The sequence below is a fragment of the Leptospira abararensis genome (assembly GCF_016918735.1).
GTDB classification, from domain to species: domain Bacteria; phylum Spirochaetota; class Leptospiria; order Leptospirales; family Leptospiraceae; genus Leptospira_A; species Leptospira_A abararensis.
The window spans coordinates 348,239-365,882 of sequence record NZ_JAFFPR010000060.1 but is presented as its reverse complement, the minus strand read 5'-3'; the positions used below and the strand labels follow the sequence as shown (position 1 = coordinate 365,882).

At 39.1% G+C, this 17,644-nt stretch carries 16 protein-coding genes; 9 read left to right on the top strand and 7 right to left on the bottom strand.

Features of this window, described 5'->3' with window-relative positions; translation table 11 throughout:
* Window positions 1–4 precede the first annotated feature (4 nt).
* A complete protein-coding gene (locus tag JWG40_RS18960) occupies window positions 5–883 on the bottom strand; it encodes a DUF2225 domain-containing protein (protein ID WP_205287314.1) in 879 nt (292 codons plus the stop codon).
* Between the two features lie 136 nt (window positions 884–1,019).
* Between JWG40_RS18960 and JWG40_RS18955 the strand changes: the two genes are divergently transcribed.
* From JWG40_RS18955 to JWG40_RS18945, 3 genes are all read left to right on the top strand, one after another.
* Complete coding sequence (locus tag JWG40_RS18955) at window positions 1,020–2,138, top strand: LIC11274 family protein (protein ID WP_205287313.1); 1,119 nt, start codon at window positions 1,020–1,022, stop codon at window positions 2,136–2,138.
* Window positions 2,139–2,313: 175 nt separating this feature from the next.
* Window positions 2,314–3,039, top strand: a complete 726-nt coding sequence (locus JWG40_RS18950; RefSeq protein ID WP_232369527.1) for a lysophospholipid acyltransferase family protein — start codon at window positions 2,314–2,316, stop codon at window positions 3,037–3,039.
* Between the two features lie 136 nt (window positions 3,040–3,175).
* The gene (locus JWG40_RS18945; protein WP_205287312.1) at window positions 3,176–3,490 is read left to right on the top strand and encodes a 7(1) septoil knot domain-containing protein; all 315 of its coding nucleotides are present in this window, start codon (window positions 3,176–3,178) and stop codon (window positions 3,488–3,490) included.
* Here JWG40_RS18945 and JWG40_RS18940 read toward each other — a convergent pair.
* Window positions 3,470–5,470: an LTA synthase family protein gene (locus JWG40_RS18940; RefSeq protein ID WP_205287311.1), complete on the bottom strand. Its 2,001-nt coding sequence runs from the start codon at window positions 5,468–5,470 to the stop codon at window positions 3,470–3,472. The genes JWG40_RS18945 and JWG40_RS18940 overlap by 21 nt on opposite strands.
* A gap of 94 nt (window positions 5,471–5,564) precedes the next feature.
* On the opposite strand from JWG40_RS18940, the gene JWG40_RS18935 reads away from it, so the two are divergent.
* The 5 genes from JWG40_RS18935 to JWG40_RS18915 all read left to right on the top strand — a co-directional run bounded on the left by JWG40_RS18935 (window position 5,565) and on the right by JWG40_RS18915 (window position 10,627).
* Window positions 5,565–7,010 (top strand): acetyl-CoA carboxylase biotin carboxylase subunit, encoded by a 1,446-nt coding sequence (locus JWG40_RS18935; RefSeq protein ID WP_205287310.1) that lies wholly within the window; start codon window positions 5,565–5,567, stop codon window positions 7,008–7,010.
* A gap of 1 nt (window position 7,011) precedes the next feature.
* On the top strand, window positions 7,012–7,527 hold the full coding sequence (locus JWG40_RS18930) for an acyl-CoA carboxylase biotin carboxyl carrier protein subunit (RefSeq protein WP_205287309.1): 516 nt from the start codon (window positions 7,012–7,014) through the stop codon (window positions 7,525–7,527).
* Window positions 7,528–7,599: 72 nt separating this feature from the next.
* A complete protein-coding gene (gene omp85, locus JWG40_RS18925; protein WP_205287308.1) occupies window positions 7,600–9,087 on the top strand; it encodes an Omp85 family outer membrane protein in 1,488 nt (495 codons plus the stop codon).
* A gap of 13 nt (window positions 9,088–9,100) precedes the next feature.
* Window positions 9,101–9,784 carry a surface adhesin Lsa25 gene (gene lsa25 / locus JWG40_RS18920; protein WP_205287307.1) on the top strand — a complete coding sequence of 228 codons (684 nt, stop codon included), beginning with the start codon at window positions 9,101–9,103 and terminating at the stop codon, window positions 9,782–9,784.
* Between the two features lie 129 nt (window positions 9,785–9,913).
* A complete protein-coding gene (locus JWG40_RS18915) occupies window positions 9,914–10,627 on the top strand; it encodes a hypothetical protein (protein WP_205287306.1) in 714 nt (237 codons plus the stop codon).
* On the opposite strand, the gene yihA is transcribed toward JWG40_RS18915, so the two are convergent.
* Genes yihA through JWG40_RS18895 form a run of 4 tightly spaced genes read right to left on the bottom strand, consistent with a single transcriptional unit; the run spans window position 10,606 to window position 14,469 of the window.
* The gene (gene yihA / locus JWG40_RS18910; protein WP_205287305.1) at window positions 10,606–11,238 is read right to left on the bottom strand and encodes a ribosome biogenesis GTP-binding protein YihA/YsxC; all 633 of its coding nucleotides are present in this window, start codon (window positions 11,236–11,238) and stop codon (window positions 10,606–10,608) included. The two genes, JWG40_RS18915 and yihA, sit on opposite strands and share 22 nt — an antisense overlap.
* 5 nt (window positions 11,239–11,243) lie before the next feature.
* A complete protein-coding gene (locus JWG40_RS18905) occupies window positions 11,244–12,245 on the bottom strand; it encodes a tRNA lysidine(34) synthetase (RefSeq protein ID WP_205287450.1) in 1,002 nt (333 codons plus the stop codon).
* A complete protein-coding gene (locus JWG40_RS20065) occupies window positions 12,221–12,544 on the bottom strand; it encodes a PP-loop family protein (protein ID WP_205287304.1) in 324 nt (107 codons plus the stop codon). The genes JWG40_RS18905 and JWG40_RS20065 overlap by 25 nt, the downstream gene beginning before the upstream one ends.
* On the bottom strand, window positions 12,541–14,469 hold the full coding sequence (locus JWG40_RS18895; RefSeq protein WP_205287303.1) for a GAF domain-containing SpoIIE family protein phosphatase: 1,929 nt from the start codon (window positions 14,467–14,469) through the stop codon (window positions 12,541–12,543). The genes JWG40_RS20065 and JWG40_RS18895 overlap by 4 nt, the downstream gene beginning before the upstream one ends.
* Window positions 14,470–14,716: 247 nt before the next feature.
* Here JWG40_RS18895 and JWG40_RS18890 point away from each other — a divergent pair, with 247 nt between their 5' ends.
* On the top strand, window positions 14,717–16,834 hold the full coding sequence (locus JWG40_RS18890; RefSeq protein ID WP_408611560.1) for a sigma-54-dependent Fis family transcriptional regulator: 2,118 nt from the start codon (window positions 14,717–14,719) through the stop codon (window positions 16,832–16,834).
* Between the two features lie 8 nt (window positions 16,835–16,842).
* Here the strand turns inward: JWG40_RS18890 and thiD are convergent, their stop codons facing one another.
* A complete protein-coding gene (gene thiD / locus JWG40_RS18885) occupies window positions 16,843–17,643 on the bottom strand; it encodes a bifunctional hydroxymethylpyrimidine kinase/phosphomethylpyrimidine kinase (RefSeq protein WP_205287302.1) in 801 nt (266 codons plus the stop codon).
* Window position 17,644: the final 1 nt, after the last annotated feature.

Below are 17,644 nucleotides of genomic sequence, written 5' to 3'. Positions count from 1 at the left end.
ACCCTTACTTCTCGCCCCCCATCGCTTCCAAGATGGCATTGTATTCATCATACAACTCTCGAGTCATTTCCACAATCGGACCTGGTTTTCCTTTGGAAGCCTTTCCTGAACCGTATAGTCTTGCGAGTGTTCGTTTAGCGCGAGATAAAAGCAAAACTTGGTCTTCTGGTTTCGGAGCCATTTGGTCTTTGAATTTTTTTGTAAGATATGCATTGAGATAGATAACACCATCAAATCCCCAATTGTTATCGGTATCGGGCCCGAGCATTCCAGCCGCTTGGTCTACAGGTTCGTTCCCATTCTGCATGAGCTCTAAGGTATAACCATAGATAACTGCCGCTTTTTGGTAGAGTAAATCCCTGATTTTATCATAACCGATATGAGGAAACTCTTCATGTAGATCAGAAAAATACCAAGCAGCACGAATCGCACAAACTGCTTTTTTGGGAGTGGGGGAAACGCTCGCACCACGGAGTTGGTAACAATCCATCCCGAGTAAATAAGATGCAGCACCTAACACAATTTGACGGTCTGCAGTAAAATCAAGTGGGCCTAGAATTTTTTCAATATAAGCTCTGCGGCTATCAGTGGACATACGGATGGCTTCGTTGTCTGCGGGATTTAGTGAATTCCAATCTTTGGGGAAGGAAGAGTATAAACAGCGAGGGCAAACGGACATGACATAATCCAGGGGACTGACACGACCAAATTTTCTGTTTTTTTCATATAAACGACGTAAATCTTGAGCCAACTTCCCGGCGATAAGTCTTCCACCACCTTGGAACATTTGTTCTTTTTGGTGATTTTCATCACAAATCGGGCAGACTGTGGACTCTTTGGCACGAAAAGATACTTTTTTTGACTGTGCAGCAGCTAGGGACATAGGAAAAATCTAGGAAAAGGCTCAATTTTAAAATACAATCTGTCAATCCAATATCAGAAATCTCCGATAATACTCACAGGGGCCACCCCGAAATTACTTGTAAGATTCTTCCAAGGAAGGAAAGTACGGAAACGGAATGAACGGCAGAGCAATGAAACAATCCCTTCTTATTCTCATGATGAGTCTCATGATGCAAGCACCTATGTTTGCAGAATCGGTCTCTAGTAAATCATACCACAAACGAATCGAGCTTCTGACTTACCTACGTGAGTTAGAACCTATGGTTAAAAATTTCCGTGGTGAAGATCCGGAAGGTAAACCTACGGAGATCAATGCACCGGAAGGAAAAGAAGGCTTTCGTATGAAGAAATACGGCGAAGCCAAACGAATCTACCAAGAAGGTTTGCAATACCACTTCGAAGGTAATTTTCCATCGGCTTACCAACGTTTTCTCGAATGCCAATTGGGAATCGAAAAGATAACCGAAGAACTTTCGCAGATCTACATTATACGTGCAGAAGAGATGATGAAAACGGCAATGGAAAGAAAAAATCCAAACAACCATATGGATAAGGCTCTTCTTGATATTTCTATCGAATATGGAAAAGGTTCTTACTTCCGCCAAGATGTTATGGACATTCCTAGAGAAGCTCCTTTCTCACGCCGTATGTATGATCCAAAAGAAGCTCATTATAGTTATAATAAATATGACATTGAAAAAAACTTGGAGTTGGGATACAAACATCTGGGGCTTGCCAAAGAAGCTCGAGCGACTGCATTGAAAGTGGAAAGAAATTTGGAAAAACACCAAAAACTACAACCATCTCATAGAAAGTATCGTATCGATCTTTATTTTGGTGCGATCAACTTAGCTCGTGATTCCAAAGCAAATGCAATTAACATTTATAAGCTGAAGTATCCATACGATAACTATTACCTGAACAATTCTCAAGCAAAATCAGAGACTCTAAAGGATGAAAATGGTGCACCTGTGGAAGGACAACCAATGAAGGTTGATGGCGTTACTTACGATTTTTCAAAGAACCCTTACGTCAAATATGACAATCGTATGCAAGCTATGTTTGATGTCCGTGTTCCGGAAGATTACCGAGTGGACCATGCAGACGTAAGAGGCCGAGTGTATGATTTGGATTCCAACAATATGGTGTTCATGAAATACGACCAGGAACGTAAAAAAGCATTGAATGTTCCTGCGAAACCTGCTGCTGGAGCAACATCCACTCCGCAACAATAAGAAACGTTAACTAACACCGTTTCCGAAGTCTTAAGCCCAAGATTTTTCTTGGGCTTTTTTATTTCCATAGAATGACCTCTTTTGTCTAATTGTTGCTATGGCGAAAATTCCGGTCGTTGACGATCTCATTAAGAAAAATTTGCATGGACTGAGTGTCCACTACGGGCGTTTGGTGATGAAGGTTTACTTAAGAATCACCCTTCTTGTTTTTGGAAAAGCAAGCCCCTATTTGATCAGAGGGATCTACCGTTCTCTCACAGGAAATAAAGAAGCTCGTATTAAAGAGTTTTTAGAGGGAACCAAAATTTGGGCAGAAGATGTCCTAAAAATTACAAAAACTAAACTCATTGTATTTAACGAAATTAGTGTACCTGAAAAAGGACATATGATATTTTTAAACCATGTAAACGAAATGGATTTTCCTTATGATTGTTATGTGATCAGAAAACCATTTTTGGCTAATCAAGTCATAAAAAAAGCATGGTTTGCCTACTGGTGGATGGTGGCTATGGGTTCCCAAGTGTTTGATAATTCCAAAGCCATGTCTGTTGCTGTTTCTGTAAAAAACTTAATCGAAGGTTTGAAAACCACTTCGTACATTGTGTACCCAGAAGGAAAAAATACCTATTCCGAAGAAATCCTCCCCTTGAAGAAAGGGATGGTGAAAATTGCTTTTGATCAAAAAATTCCAGTTTTTGTGGTATTGAAGTCAGGCGTGACTACTTACCAAAATTACCAAAAAGGTAATGTAGTTGGTTATTTGGGTTTGGGTGCCCATGATCCTACCGATTTTTCTTCTTGGGAAGAGTTCCAAACTTATTTAAATAACTTAATGCAAACCAAAAAACAAGAGTTAGATGCGATAACGGAAGCCGAAAGAGCTAAACTCTCTCAGGTTTAGTTTTGTAACTTATAGGTAATTTATGATTTAATACTGTAATTCGCTAACTAGCTATCGGCTCTCAATTTTATGAGCAAAAGGCTTGACAGGCTGCATCTTTTGTCTAAAATTTATTTCTTAAAAAATGGGAGAGCTTATGAAGAAGTTGGTTGGTTTCCTCGTAGGAATTTTGTTCAGTTCTGCTCTTTTTGCCGGAGAAGTTGGTTCTGATTGTACGTTCAAAGGGAAAAAATTAGCAGGTAAGGTTCAGTTCGTTACTAGTTTTCCTGATTTTAAGGTACAAATTGTAGATAGTTTCCCTGACCTCAAAGTACAAAAGGTGAATAGTTTTCCTTCCGATTGTGGGAAGTGGCAAGAAGTCAGCTCCTTTGCCGATTTCAAAGTTCAGATTGTGGCTAGTTTTCCGGACTTCAAAGTCAAATATGTAGATTCATTTCCTGGTGTACCGTAAAGAACCTTCTAGTGGATAAAGAGAATTACGATTCATCAACTCCAAGGATAAATTAAAGAAGGCCCTTGCCTTGATCGTTTGGCGAAAGCAGTTTTTTCGATCTGGATTACAGGCTGGGTCTTGCCCATAGGGTGGGATCATTTGGAAAATAAACTGAGTGTCTCCATCTACACTTTGATAAAGAATTTTTTCTTCATCAATCCAACCGCAAGCACTTCCATAGGCAAAGTAAGTAATCCCCGACTTCACACCACTAGCACGCATGTCCTTACCAAACCCTGAAAAAAAGGTCTCTCTTCCTACCACTCCTAAAATGGTGGGTAGAACATCCAATTGAGATGAAATTCTATCATCTAATATAGGTTTTATGTATTTTGGTGCGTATAATAAAAAAGGAACCATTCTATCTTCATAATAAGACAGATATCTGTGATGGGTATGGTCTCCTACAAATACAAATAAAGTGTCCTCAAAATACTTTCTTTTTCGTATTTCCTTCATAAATGTTTCTAAGGCAGCATCGGAATAGTGATAGGTATTGAGATAGTCAAAATCGGTGACGGTAGAATCATAAATTTCATATTTCGAGTTTGGCACCTTATATGGGTAATGTGTTGTCATTGTGAGAATGGTCATGAGGAAGGGTTTGTTATCTTTTTGGTACAAGTCCATTTCTTCCAAAGCTTTTGTATACAGATGTTCGTCATCATAACCCCAAGCACCAATGGCGTATTTTCCCGATTTACGAAAGTCTTCTTTTCCAATCAAAGTTTTGAATCCAAAGTGAGGAAGGATGGTGGCTAAACTATCGAATTTTAAATCATCTCCTGTAATAAAACTGGTTTGGTATCCAAATCCAGAAAATAGATTTCCGATCGCAGAAAAGTTGCTTAAAATTTGCGGTGTACGAATCGCAGTGAGACCCGGCCTATCGGGAACACTGGTAAGAACCGAAAGCAACGCATTGCTGGTTCTACCACCATTTGCATAGAATTTTCGAAAACTATGCCCCTTTTTCGCCAAATTGTTGTAATATGGTGTTACTTCCTTACCCGACCAAAATCCATCGGATACAGGCCAAACATACTTTCCAGTCCAAGATTCTTGGATGACCAAAACAACATTGATTGGTTTTCTCCCCGGTATTCCTTTGATTTTTCGAACTAAAGGAAACTCTGGATCATTTACAAATTCAGAACCCTCGTATAAAATTTCTTCCTGAACCACAGCCAACATATCTTTGTCAGTCATTTTTAGATGTTTAGGAATGGACTGGCTTTTAAAATCGTTTATGGTTGTATAAATTCCATTTAACGCCAGTTGGTTGATGAGGGCATCATCTGAGATAATAGCCTCGCTTGCACGTAAAGGGGATTCTTGTGGTCCACCCCGAAGTCCGATAAAGAAAAATAAAATCCAAAGAATACTTACAATCAGATTGGATCGAAAACCTCCTTTGGCATTCACCTGGTCGGAGATTTTTTGTTTGGAAAACCAGTGACGAATCCCCGTTACATACAAGATAATAAAGACAAAAAAAGATAAAATCTTTAATGGTGCTTCCTCAAAGGCTGAAGAGACCAAAACATCCAAATCTCCTAAAAATACGATAGCTTCATACCCAATGTGTTTGTTTGCATTTTCAAAATACAATAAATCAGCAAATAAATGGACTAAACAAAAGGGATAAATGACGAGCGGAGTGATCATCCAAAAATGCCGATACAATTTTATCTTTGAGGCTTTGCCCCAAAGGGAAAGTAGGTAAAATCCGACTAACAGAATAGAAATGGTAACCCAGTCAAATCGAAAGCCGATTAAAAATGCTTTGAGTAGGATTAAAAATGGGAACTCTTCCAAACGATAGGAATAAACGATAAAAAATAAAATACGGTGCAGGAAGAGAGTCAAAAAACCAAAGGAGAAATAAGTTAGAAAGATTCGATCCGAAAATCGGAGAGATATATACTGTTTCACCATAAAAAAAGAATTTGTCACAGAAGGTGGCGGTCAATGAAGTTCCGATCTTTCTGTTGATTTATTTTCATGGCCCTTTAGTTTTGATCCTACTCATATGAAGCCGATCCAAAAAATACTCATCGCCAACCGTGGTGAAATTGCCGTACGTGTCATTCGCACCGCAAAAAAAATGGGAATCAAAACTGTTGCTGTCTATTCTGATCCAGATGCACACAGTCTATTTGTTCAGTCTGCTGACGAAGCGTTCTCTTTAGGCGGAACAGATGCCCGCTCTTCTTACTTAAATGTAGAAAAGGTGATTAAGGCTTGTTTAGAAACAGGAGCGGATGCTGTTCATCCTGGGTATGGATTTTTATCAGAAAATACTGATTTTGCTACGAAATTAGAAAAACATGGAATTCGATTCATTGGTCCCAAACCCCATTCGATCGAGGCAATGGGTGATAAAATCGGCTCACGTTTGTTAGTTGCAAAGAATGGTGTTCCCGTTGTTCCCGGTTACGAAGGTGCTTCCCAAGAAATGTCTGTGTTCCAAAAAGAAGCCGAAAAAATTGGTTATCCCATTATGGCAAAGGCAAGTGCTGGAGGTGGTGGAAAGGGAATGCGTCGCATCAATACACTGGAAGAATTGGAACCAGGGATTCTTTCGGCAAAAAGAGAAGCACTTTCTGCTTTTGGTGATGATCGTATCCTTTTAGAAAAATACATCACAAATCCTCGCCACGTTGAGTTCCAAATTTTTGGAGACACAAACGGAAACATCATCCACTTACACGAAAGGGATTGTTCCTTACAAAGACGTCACCAGAAAGTTGTGGAAGAAACTCCAGCTCCTCGTTACTCCGCAGATTTAAAATCCAAAATGTCGGAAGCGGCAGTGATGGCTGCCAAGGCAGTTCAATACGAAGGTGCAGGAACCGTAGAATTTATATTAGGTGAGAGTGGAGAGTTTTATTTTTTAGAGATGAACACTCGTTTGCAGGTAGAACATCCTGTCACAGAAATGACAACAGGTCTTGATTTGGTAGAGTGGCAAATTCGAGTCTGCCAAGGAGAACCCTTACCACAAATTCAAACTCCTCCCCAAAAAGGACATGCATTAGAAGTTAGGATTTATGCAGAAGATCCCAAAGAAGGTTTTTTACCATCTACAGGACGGATCCACCATTTATCCTTTCCTAAAAGAGATTATTTACGTATTGACTCAGGTGTTGTCTCTGGTTCTGAGATCACCATGTTTTATGACCCCATGATTGCAAAATTAATAGTATGGGGCGAGGATCGAATTACTGCTATCAACCGCCTAATCGAGTGTTTGTCGGAAACCATTGTATTTGGCCCCAAAACCAATTTACAATTTTTGCAAAGACTGGTGTCTACAAAAGAATTTGCAGATGGAAAGGTATCGACACACTTCATCGCAGACAATGAGTCAGAATTATTGTCAGACAAAACCAAGGATGAAATGAAATTGGCCTTAGCTGGTGCCTTTTTTACTTCTAAAGAATCGAACAACCCTTGGGTAAAGGAAACCACCTAATATGGATTATCTATTTGAAACAAAATCTGGTCCTGCCTCTGTTTATGTAAGTGGATCTTCGGTTCGGGTTCGTATGGGGATGGACTCTTTTTCATTCCAGTTAGAAGATTTGGTAAAAGAAAAACCAAACTCATCCAATACAAATCCATTACAAACCGTTCTCATGAAAGATGGATCGGTATTACAATATCTTAAAGTAAGAAATGAACTCTTCCTTCATTGGAAAGGTGAGACTTGGAGTGGAAAACTAGCCGAACGTCAGTATGAAGGTGGGGCTCAAACTTCACCCGAAATCAAAAGTCCCATGCCTGGAAAAGTGGTGCAAATCTCTACAGAAGTGGGAAAGGAACACAAACAGGGGGAGACACTTTTGATTTTGGAAGCAATGAAAATGGAGAACGCTGTTAAGGCACCTTATCTTTGTCGTGTGGAAGAAATTCGAAAATCGCAAGGCGATCTCGTCCAACAAGACGAAGTGCTGATCATATTACACAGAATCGAACCGGAAAAAACATAAATTTTCGAATCTATTTGACATATTTTTCAAACTTCCCACCATAAGGCAGTTTCTTTGGCTGATAGGTAGAGAATGTACAATCATATTTTAAGAAGTTTTGCACTTCTGTTGTTTTTTTCGTTTTTTCACGGGGTTTTCGGTCAGGAACGTCAACCTCGTACCGACCTTCCGTTCGAGATCTCTGAAAAAAGGAGATTGAGCGAGAGGGATTTTAAGAATAAAAAAGAGGGGGGTTACTTTACTGGCCTTCCTCTCATCAACTCTGATCCCAATGTGGGAGTGGGGTATGGGGCCCGCGTGCTCTATTTTTACAACGGGGCAAAAACATCCCCAATGTTTGAATATACACCTTACCGTGTCAGGGTCTTTGCTCAGTATTTTAATACAACAAAACGGGCTCCCTACCACCAATTGAGTATCGATGCACCATATATCTTCGATACCAAATGGAGGCTCCGTGCGGATTTAGTCTATGAACGAAATCCAAACTCTCTTTTCTTTGGAATCGGGGAAAATACTCTCCAACCCCTTTCTTATTTAGAACGAAATGATCCCAATGGTCAAATCAGACGGAATGCTCCTTTTGCCGATTATGAGGACAATTTAAACTATCGCCGACAAGGGGATGCCGGTTCTGGGGAAGCTCCTATCGTCAGTGATCATAGATACAATCGTTATGACATTGAAAATCCTAACTTTAGCACCTCTGGTGAATACTCCTTCTTCGGAGGAACACTTCGTGCAGTAACGGGTATTCGTCTCTCCAAACAAATCATTCGTCGTTATGATGGTAAGTATAACGATGCACAATTAGGACCTGCGGACGGAATTCTAGGTCTTCTGGATGTGGATCGTACTTTTGGAACTCCACAAGGGGAAACAAAGTTAACCCGCGAAGATAAAGATGGAAAAATTAGAGGCATTAACGGTGGTTATACGAATACGGTTCGTGCAGGGATTGTATTTGATACACGCGACTTTGAACCAGATCCAAACCGTGGAGTGTTTTTAGAATACACTCATGAACGGTCTACTAAGGCCATTGGTTCAACATCGGAATTCAATAAGAACTTAGTTTCGGGTCGTATTTTCATAAGCCCCGTCCAATGGTTTACAAATAAACCCCCTGAAATTTTAGAAAAGTTTGTCCTTGCTGCTCGGGGAACTATGATCCAAACCAATGGGGATGCACCTTTCTACGAATATCGTAATATGTGGGGAACAGAAGTAAATCAATCTGGTCTTGGTGGTAGAACGACCATCCGTGGTTACAAACAAGATCGTTTTGTGGGTCAAACCATGGCATTTGCTAACTTTGAAATTCGTTGGAAGTTCGCAGAAGCAGAATTTGGTGGACAACACTTTGACTTTCAATTGGTTCCATTCTACGATGTAGGTCGAGTATGGGATCGCACGGAAGATGCAAATCTTAAAAACTACAAACACTCTCGAGGGGTTGGTCTACGAATTCCGTGGAACCAAGCAACTGTTATCTATTTTGATCATGCGATTTCGAATGAAGATAGACAAACTTTCATTAACTTTAACCATATATTTTAGGAGGGCAGAGCTTATGAAAAAAATTCAATATTGTTTCGCTCTTTTGGTCTTATCTTTTTTCATGAATTGTGAAATGAAGCCGGTAGAAGATGTCTACGGTTTAAGCCCGGAAGAAACTAACCAGCTATTTGCTGGCCTTATCGCTAACCAAAGTCTTCGTGACAATGGAAACGGAACCATTACAGACACTGTAGCCAATTTAATTTGGCAAAAATGTACACATGGGCAAGTCTATCGTGCAGGATTTAATGATTGTTTGGGGGCTCCACAAGGTTCGATCTTCAATCCTTATGATTCCGCCCGAGCAGGAGCTGCTCAAGTTGCCTTTTGTGATTCCAATACACATGCTTGTAATTCGGTTTCGTTTCCGCAGGTGATCCAAGGTTTTTCTTCCATAGGAATTTTGGGTTCCAGCGAATTGTATGGTGCTTGCCAAAACAGCAATTTTTTAGGCGCCACTTGGAGAGTTCCTACCGCAATCGAATACCAAAGATTAGTGATTCCTGGTAGAGCGGCCACTCTCCAATTCTTCCCTTCCACTCAGGAAGAGGACTATTGGACTGCTTGGTCCAATAGTGAAGACCTTCCAGGAGAAACTGCCTATGCCATTTCTTTTGACAGACAGTCTTATGGGGTCCAAAGAAATGTTGTGAAAACACAAAGGAATTATGTCCGTTGCATTCGAACAGGCCCGTAGCCTCTAGATAACAACCATTTTCACTCACTCTCCTGGCCCTCCAGGAGAGTTTTCGCTTTCCAAAAATCCAATTTCTTACTAATATTTTCTAAAGACAAACCGAAGTACCCAATAGGTGGTGAGGTTTCCATGAGAATCGACGAGTCCCCATTCAATCGTATGAATGTAGATCTTTTAAAAGATCGCCGGGTGAACTATGTTGGTCATGGACAATTGGAAAGTTCCCCGGAATCCCTTTCCGCTTTGCATGTCATTTCACATGAACTCGGACATGCAGCCGAATTCAAAAATGAAGCCTTCCAAGAAGGGCGAGATGTTCAGTCGGTTCAAGTCAAAATCAATTATGAGTTAAGAGATGGTCGGATGGTGGCTGTGAGTGGGGAAACCCAAGCAGTCACTCGCCCAAAATCGAATGCAGAAGAAGATTCCACACTCACTCCTTATTCGGATGGAAAGTCCATCAAGGATCTTTTCCAATTAAAAGAGGAAGAAGATAAAAAAGCCAATGCAAAAGAGAAAACAAAATTAAATCCCAAAGAGTTAATGCAAAAATCGCATGAAAAAGAATTGGAATCTAAAATTAAAGAACTCGAAACACGACTAGAATCTGAGAAAACAAAAAAGTCATCCTCTGATGTTCAGTCGGCTGAAAGATTGAAAGAAATTGAATCGGAAAAAAAACGTTTGGAAGAAGAAGTAAGACTGATCCGAGTGAAAGAACAACTAAGAGAAACGTTTGCTTTGCTCACGGACTTCCGTAAAATGATGACTTCTAATTTATTTGGAATGATGAGTATTCAGACCGAATCAAATTCAGGGAATTACTTAGACACCTTTGTTTGATCTATCATATTTTCTACTATAAACTCACGTAACTCACCCACACCCCTTCCTGTCGTCGCGGAAAGATAAAACACTCGAAACGGAATCCCAATTTCATTCATTGCAGCTTCCATCTCTGTGCGAACCCGGTGTTGTTCACTTTGGTTCAGTTTGTCTATTTTAGTTCGGATCACCACAGGTTTGATTTTTTTCTCCATAGCAACTTCTATCGTTGAAAGTTCTTCTTCTGGAAATTCTCTTTGTGAATCACAAAGGATAAATAGAATTTTCAAATGTCTCCAAGTGTTCAAAAAACCTTCCAATAGTTTCATCATATCTTTGTGTTCTTTGTGAGAAGCTTTTGAATAACCAAACCCAGGTAAGTCGACAAGGTTAAATCCTTCTCTAGTTCTGAAAATATTGATGAGTTTCGTTTTCCCTGGAGTTCTAGAAACTTTGGCAAGTCCTCTATGGTTTGAGAGTGCATTCAGTAAACTGGACTTACCAGAATTGGACCTTCCCATAAAGGCGATGGAAGGAATCGAATCCAATTCTTCTTTTTCATTTAGATTGGCAATGGAAGTGAAGAATTTAGTTTCCGGAAAGGGAATTTCTTTGGAATACTTGTGCATCTAGCTCACCTTTCTAGATAGATTCGTTTCGGATAATTCTTTTCGCTTTTCGAAAAGAGAGAAAACAAAATTTGGATCGGTTCTCCATCAAAATAGAGAATAGGAATGTAGGTTCTTAAGAAAAAAGGAATTCCGTTTTCCCTCATACATTCAGAAATTTCCTTATTTCCAGAGCGAATTTGAATTTTTTGACCGTGGTGCCAAGATCCAAGACTGTATTTTTCGGTTGGATCAGAAAGTTTGAACCTGTTTTGATTCCATTCAATACAAAGAGTATCCCCATCCCGATGGGAGACTGCTTTTTTAAATGCTGGGGATTTTTTATCAATAATGAAAAGATCACCAAACTTTGATTTGTATAAAAAACAGTTTTTATTTTCTAAAAAAGCTCTTTCCCCTTCTGATTGAAGATGAAAATTATCAAATCCAGATTTGTATAAAGGATAATGCCCGAGTAACGTTAAATGAAAATCAATCAGTTCTTTTTTGGATGATAAATTGAGGCTTGTCCATGTTTCGTGGGGGATACGAAAGATATGAGGTTCTTGTTTAGAAACGGATTCTTTTTTTAAATCAAACTGTAAATTAAGTTGAGAACGGTCATGAAAATTCCAATAGGTTTTGTGAAAGTTCCAATTTTCTTTTTCTAATATAGGGAGTAAGTCCATTCGAATTCGATTTCGTTTGTAGATTGGATCTTTGTTGGATTCATCTTCAAAAACTTTCATGTTGTTCAATACAAACTCGTAGAGTAAGTCTAACTCTTTATCTTCAAAAAAAACTAAAGGTAAAAAACGTTCTCCATCAAATGGAGGAAGAGTATAAAATGCTTTTTTACCACCTCCTCTCGTTAGGTGCAAAAAGATGGATTCTGTATAGTCCCTACAATGATGTCCAGTGAGGATAATGGCAGGAATTCTATCGGTAATTTTTTTAAGCTCGTGGTAACGAACTAGCCTTCCCGTTTCTTCTAAGCCTTTTTTTAGTTTGAGAGATAGATTTGGGATTTTTTTTTTACAAAATGAAAAGGGAATTCTGTAGATTTCAGGAATTGAAATAATTCTTTTTCTTCAGTTTCGATGGAACGAATTCCATGGGACAAATAAAACAGAGTGGGTGTTTGGATTTGATATGTTTCTTTTAAATATTTAAAAAACAAAACGAGAATTGAGGAGTCTTTCCCCCCAGAATAGGCAATGAGAAACTGGGTTTTGTTTTCTGCCCAGACTTTGGGGACCTTTGTACCCATTCTGGCTAAGGCAGTTTCGAAAAGTTTTGTAATAGAAGTGGGGATTTCCGGGATCATATCTTCCTTACTGCCACCATAGTGATATCATCGTGTTGTTCCTGTTCTTTGACAAATTCTTTTAGTTCTGAATAGATCTTCTCGAGTATGTTTTTTGGCTCTAGTGAGATAAAGGAAAAAAAATTAGATTTGAGTTTGGGTTCTCCAAACTGTGTTCCCGAAGCGTTTCGTGCTTCTGTCACTCCATCTGTGTACAATAATATGGTGTCACCCGAATGAAATCGCAATTTAGATTCATTGCGGAAGGAGGAAATATCAGGTTGGATTCCTAGGATTACACCTTCTGTTTCGATGATAGAGAGAGAATTCGATTCTGAATTGTAGTGATAAAAATTTCCATGCCCAGCACCCGAATACTGGACCTCTCCGGTAATGAGATTCCACCTGAGTAAAATCATACTCATAAACCGAGGAGTGATGGCTTCCTTATAACTAGTATAGAGGTAGTTATTGATGTCGTTTAAGATCTCCCAAGGAGAATCTTTTACGCGGACAAGGGAGTGCAGAATAGTTCTGACCGTTGCCATAACAAGGCCTGCGGCAACACCTTTTCCACTTACATCTCCAATACAAATAAACAGCTCATTTCTGTTAGGTGATAATATAAAATCATAGTAGTCTCCGCCAATTCCTCGCGCAGGTACCATAAAACCACCGAAAGAAAACCCTTCGGCTTCTGGAGCTTTTCTAGGTAAGAGGGTACTTTGGATTTCTTTTGCAATTTCAATTTCTTTTTCCAACCTTTCTTTATTGGAAAGGTTTTGATATAAATTGGAATTTTCCATAGTGATTCTAGCTAAGGAAACGAACGCATTGAGGGCTTCGATTTCATCCTGCGGGAATCGATTTTCTTGTTTGGTGAGGACAAAAACACAACTGGTTCCGTTTTCCAAAATGAGTGGAAAAATTATGGATTCTTTACCTTCGATCTCGAGGTTTGTCAAACTAGAATTGGTAATTGGACTAAGCGTAATGGTTTCATTTGTTTGTAATAGAGATATGATTTTGTCTACATCGATAATTTCTGTCTTTGTCTGGATTTGGTGGTTGTCTAAATCCCGATAGAGTTTGAATACTTTCGCTTTGGAAGAATCGCTCGTTCTTTCGATAAGGCAGGTCAAAGACGATTCCACAATTCCTGAAAGCGTTAAAAGAATCATACGGATCATTTCATCGTGATTATTTAAATAGAGTTGGCTAAGGGTAAGTGCTGCTGTATGCAAACTTTGAAAGTTTTTGGATTGGTTTTCCGATTTAGAAAATAAAAGAGAATTTCGTAGTGAAACTGCAAATTGGCCCACTACAAGTTGCAAAATTTCTTGGTCTTCCAGAAAGTCTGAATAATCTTCTTCCTCGTAATCGATGGTGACCATTCCTACTGCCGTATTGGCATAAAGAATAGGAATGACTAGTTGCGATTTTGTTCCTGTAAGTTTTGAATAAAATTGGTAGAATGGATGGCTTTGTTCAGAGAATTTATAGAAACAAGACTCTCCTTTCGCCATTGCTTCAATCAAAACTCCATAACTCAAATCATAATCTAAAGTGATTCGTTTGATGGCTCTTTGTAATGTTCTTTGTCGACTCGAATAATAAGCAAGCTTAATCTCACCTAATTCTAGATTGGTGATAAAGACTGCAACCTTATCACGTTTCAAACGCACAGAGATGAGTTCAGTAAATCTTTGCATTAATTCTTCCAAACCCATGGAAGAATTGAAGAGAGAGAGATTGTCCAAAAGAAATTCTGTTTTCTCTTTTGAACTTAGGATGTTTTTTCCAATTCTTGGAATTTTTCGTTTTTCTAAAATCCATTCCCGATCACAGGTCTGGCAGAAAAAACGGCCATCCTTTGTGATCCCGTTGGGAACCTGAGATTCGGCACAGAGCAAACAAATCCGGTCATCATTGGGCTCTCGGTTCATCCTAAGCCAAGGTATTCGATTTCTTTTTTCATAAGCTACAAGAATTTCCGTCAGATCAGAGAAACCTGGTACGATTCATGCTTAATCTATAAGCAAATGTTGTTTTTTCTGCAGAAATCGAAAGGATGTCGGTAGATATGATTAAAAAATGGTTTATTTGTTTATTAAATAAGCATAGTGTATTGGTCACTAACAATGTTTTTCTGTATTCTTTCGAGGCAGAGCGTAATACTAAAGAGCAAGAACTATGAGCGTGAAAAAATTTAATCCCATCCAATCCATCCATGAAGTAGCCACTGCTATGAATTCTACCCAAGACCCGGACGGGCTTCTTGAGCTCATTTTGGATCGATGCATCCAAATCTGCGGTGTGGAATCGGGATCCCTAATGCTCATCGATGAAAAACATGGGGTTTTAGATGCAGTCACCTCACGGGGAATGAACCAACAGTTGCTTCGTGAAACCAAACTCAAAATTGGGCAAGGGATTACGGGGATGGCAGCCTCTACCGGGAAAGCAAAACTCGTTAACGATGTTTCAAAAGATCCAGACTACATCCAGGTAAAAGAAGAAATCAAATCAGAGTTAGTTGCACCCATGATCGTAGAAGACGACATCATCGGTGTCATCTCACTCGATTCAAATCGCCTGAATGCATTCACAGCAGAGATGTTAGAAATAGTCAGTGTCCTTGCAAACCAAGCCGGACAAATTTTTAAAAATCTACAAACTATTCGTAGTTTAGAACAAAGAACTAAAATCCAGGCAACCCTCATTGAGATTTCCAAAGTGGTTAGTTCCACATTAGACCAAAACGAAGTTTTTGATTCGATTATGGTCACTATGGAAAAATCCCTGCGTTTAGAAAAAGGGAGTATCGTATTATTTAATAAAGAAGAAGGATTACTTCGTATCGTTGCAGCTTCAGGTCTATCACCAGAAGAAATTGATAAAGGAAGTTACCAGCCGGGAGAAGGAATCACTGGAAAAGTATATGAATCTGGGGAACCGATCATCATCGAATCTGTCGCAAGTCACCCAGACTTTTTAAATCGAGTTGGATATTTATCACATTTTAAACATGATCCACATAACGTAAGTTTGTTGTGTGCACCGATACTTAGCGAACAAACTATGTTAGGTGTTGTGAATGCATTTATTGTCCAAAACAAACATACGGATTTAAAATCGTTTTTAGACTTTTTGCAAGTAGTTGCATCCATCATCTCTCAATCGATTAAAATTCAGAATTTGGTAGAAGAAGCCAAAAAAGAAATTTCTCGTGAAAATATCCAACTCAAAAGAGAACTAAAGAATAAATATAAGTTTGGATCTCTCATTGGAAAAGCAGCAAGTATGGAGAAGATGTTTGAAAAAATCCAGCTGGTTGCGGATTCAAGAGCATCAGTTTTAATCACAGGAGAATCGGGAACAGGAAAAGAGATGATTGCCAATGCGATTCATTACAATAGTTCTCGTTCTGAAAATCCATTTATCAAAATTAACTGTGCGGCTATTCCAGAGAACTTATTAGAAAGCGAACTTTTTGGTCATAAAAAAGGATCCTTTACCGGTGCGGTGACTGATAAAAAAGGGAAGTTTGAATTGGCAGATACAGGAACCATTTTTCTAGATGAGATTGGTGAAATGGATTTAAATCTACAATCCAAGTTACTTCGTGTTTTGCAAGAGCGAGAGATTGAAGCAATTGGATCTGTAAAGGCCAAAAAAGTAGATGTAAGAATTATTGCCGCAACCAATGCTGAATTGGAACAACTGGTTTCTGAGAAAAAGTTCAGAGCCGACCTTTTTTATCGATTGAATGTTGTGAAAATCAACACACCACCGTTACGTGATCGAGTCGAGGACATCCCACTCCTAATGAATCACTTTTTGGAAAAATACACGAAAGATAATAATAAAGTAATTAAGGGTATATCTCGGGAAGCATCCAAACTTCTTTTGAAATATCGTTGGCCAGGTAACGTTCGTGAGTTGGAAAATGTAATTGAACGAGCGGTTGTTCTTGCTCAGGACGAAATACTCAGCGAGGAAGATTTCTCTGATATTTTAGCAAGTTTGGAAGATTTACCAGAAAACACTACAGAAGTGACTCAACTCAATCATGTGGAAACCACATCTGGCGCAGAACCTTTGGATTTAGGATCAGGACGATTGACACCAGGGCAATTAGATGGTCTAGACGGTCGTGCTATGGAAATTGTTGTCAGCGAAGTAGAATCCCGACTCATCCAATATGCAATGAAAAAGTTCCGCTATACCAAAACTCGTGTCGCCAAGTTTTTAGGAATCAATCGAAACACCTTAGATAAAAAAATCAAAGAACTGAATATCGAATATTAGATTTAAGTTCAGTTGGTTGGTTCAGGGAAATGATTCAAATGATGGATTGGACCAGTTTGTATTTCATCAACTAATGTTAGGTGAAGATATTCTTTTGCAGAACCAACGGCTTCGGGTAAGTTTTTTCCATGAGCGAGAAAGGATGTAATCGCGGCAGAATAGGTGCAGCCAGTGCCATGAGTATTTTTACCTTTTAAAAATGGTCTGGAGAAAATATAAGATGATTCTCCATCGAACAAAACATCCGTGGCTTCTGATGCATTTGGTAAATGTCCTCCCTTTAAAAGGACGGGAACTTTGTATTTTTGAAATAACTTTTCTGCCATAGGAACCAATTGGTCATATTGGTGGATTTTTTCACCGAGAAGTAGAGACGCCTCATCTAGGTTAGGTGTAATTAACTTCGCCAATGGTAAAAGTTCTTCAGTTAAAGACTGGATTGCATCATCTTTTAAAAGTTTGGCTCCACTTGTGGCAACCATCACTGGGTCAAGGATCAGTTGTATGTCTGGGTTTTCATAAAAAAATTCAGCAACAGTTTGTATGATGTTTGCTGAATATAACATTCCTGTTTTTGCTGCTTTGATCGGGAAATATCCTGCAACCGCTTTCAGTTGCGCAGAGACAAAGTCTGGGGAAATTTCGAAAATATCGCTCACTCCATCGGGATTCTGAGCAGTTAAACAAGTAAAGACGGTGGTTCCAAAAGAAGCGAGGGATGAAAATGTTTTTAGATCCGCTTGGACACCAGCACCTCCGCCAGAATCGGAACCAGCAATTGTTAAGGTAATGGGGAAATCTTTTTTCATA

Excerpts from the sequence above, each read along its gene's own strand:
- lsa25 (WP_205287307.1), top strand. The coding sequence starts at position 9,101 with ATGAAAAAAATTCAATATTGTTTCGCTCTTTTGGTCTTATCTTTTTTC.
- thiD (WP_205287302.1), bottom strand. The coding sequence starts at position 17,643 with ATGAAAAAAGATTTCCCCATTACCTTAACAATTGCTGGTTCCGATTCT.
- JWG40_RS18895 (WP_205287303.1), bottom strand. The coding sequence starts at position 14,469 with ATGAACCGAGAGCCCAATGATGACCGGATTTGTTTGCTCTGTGCCGAA.
- JWG40_RS18915 (WP_205287306.1), top strand. The coding sequence starts at position 9,914 with ATGAGAATCGACGAGTCCCCATTCAATCGTATGAATGTAGATCTTTTA.
- yihA (WP_205287305.1), bottom strand. The coding sequence starts at position 11,238 with ATGCACAAGTATTCCAAAGAAATTCCCTTTCCGGAAACTAAATTCTTC.
- JWG40_RS18960 (WP_205287314.1), bottom strand. The coding sequence starts at position 883 with ATGTCCCTAGCTGCTGCACAGTCAAAAAAAGTATCTTTTCGTGCCAAA.
- JWG40_RS18945 (WP_205287312.1), top strand. The coding sequence starts at position 3,176 with ATGAAGAAGTTGGTTGGTTTCCTCGTAGGAATTTTGTTCAGTTCTGCT.
- omp85 (WP_205287308.1), top strand. The coding sequence starts at position 7,600 with ATGTACAATCATATTTTAAGAAGTTTTGCACTTCTGTTGTTTTTTTCG.
- JWG40_RS20065 (WP_205287304.1), bottom strand. The coding sequence starts at position 12,544 with ATGATCCCGGAAATCCCCACTTCTATTACAAAACTTTTCGAAACTGCC.
- JWG40_RS18890 (WP_408611560.1), top strand. The coding sequence starts at position 14,717 with ATGAGCGTGAAAAAATTTAATCCCATCCAATCCATCCATGAAGTAGCC.
- JWG40_RS18930 (WP_205287309.1), top strand. The coding sequence starts at position 7,012 with ATGGATTATCTATTTGAAACAAAATCTGGTCCTGCCTCTGTTTATGTA.
- JWG40_RS18940 (WP_205287311.1), bottom strand. The coding sequence starts at position 5,470 with ATGGTGAAACAGTATATATCTCTCCGATTTTCGGATCGAATCTTTCTA.
- JWG40_RS18955 (WP_205287313.1), top strand. The coding sequence starts at position 1,020 with ATGAACGGCAGAGCAATGAAACAATCCCTTCTTATTCTCATGATGAGT.
- JWG40_RS18950 (WP_232369527.1), top strand. The coding sequence starts at position 2,314 with ATGAAGGTTTACTTAAGAATCACCCTTCTTGTTTTTGGAAAAGCAAGC.
- JWG40_RS18935 (WP_205287310.1), top strand. The coding sequence starts at position 5,565 with ATGAAGCCGATCCAAAAAATACTCATCGCCAACCGTGGTGAAATTGCC.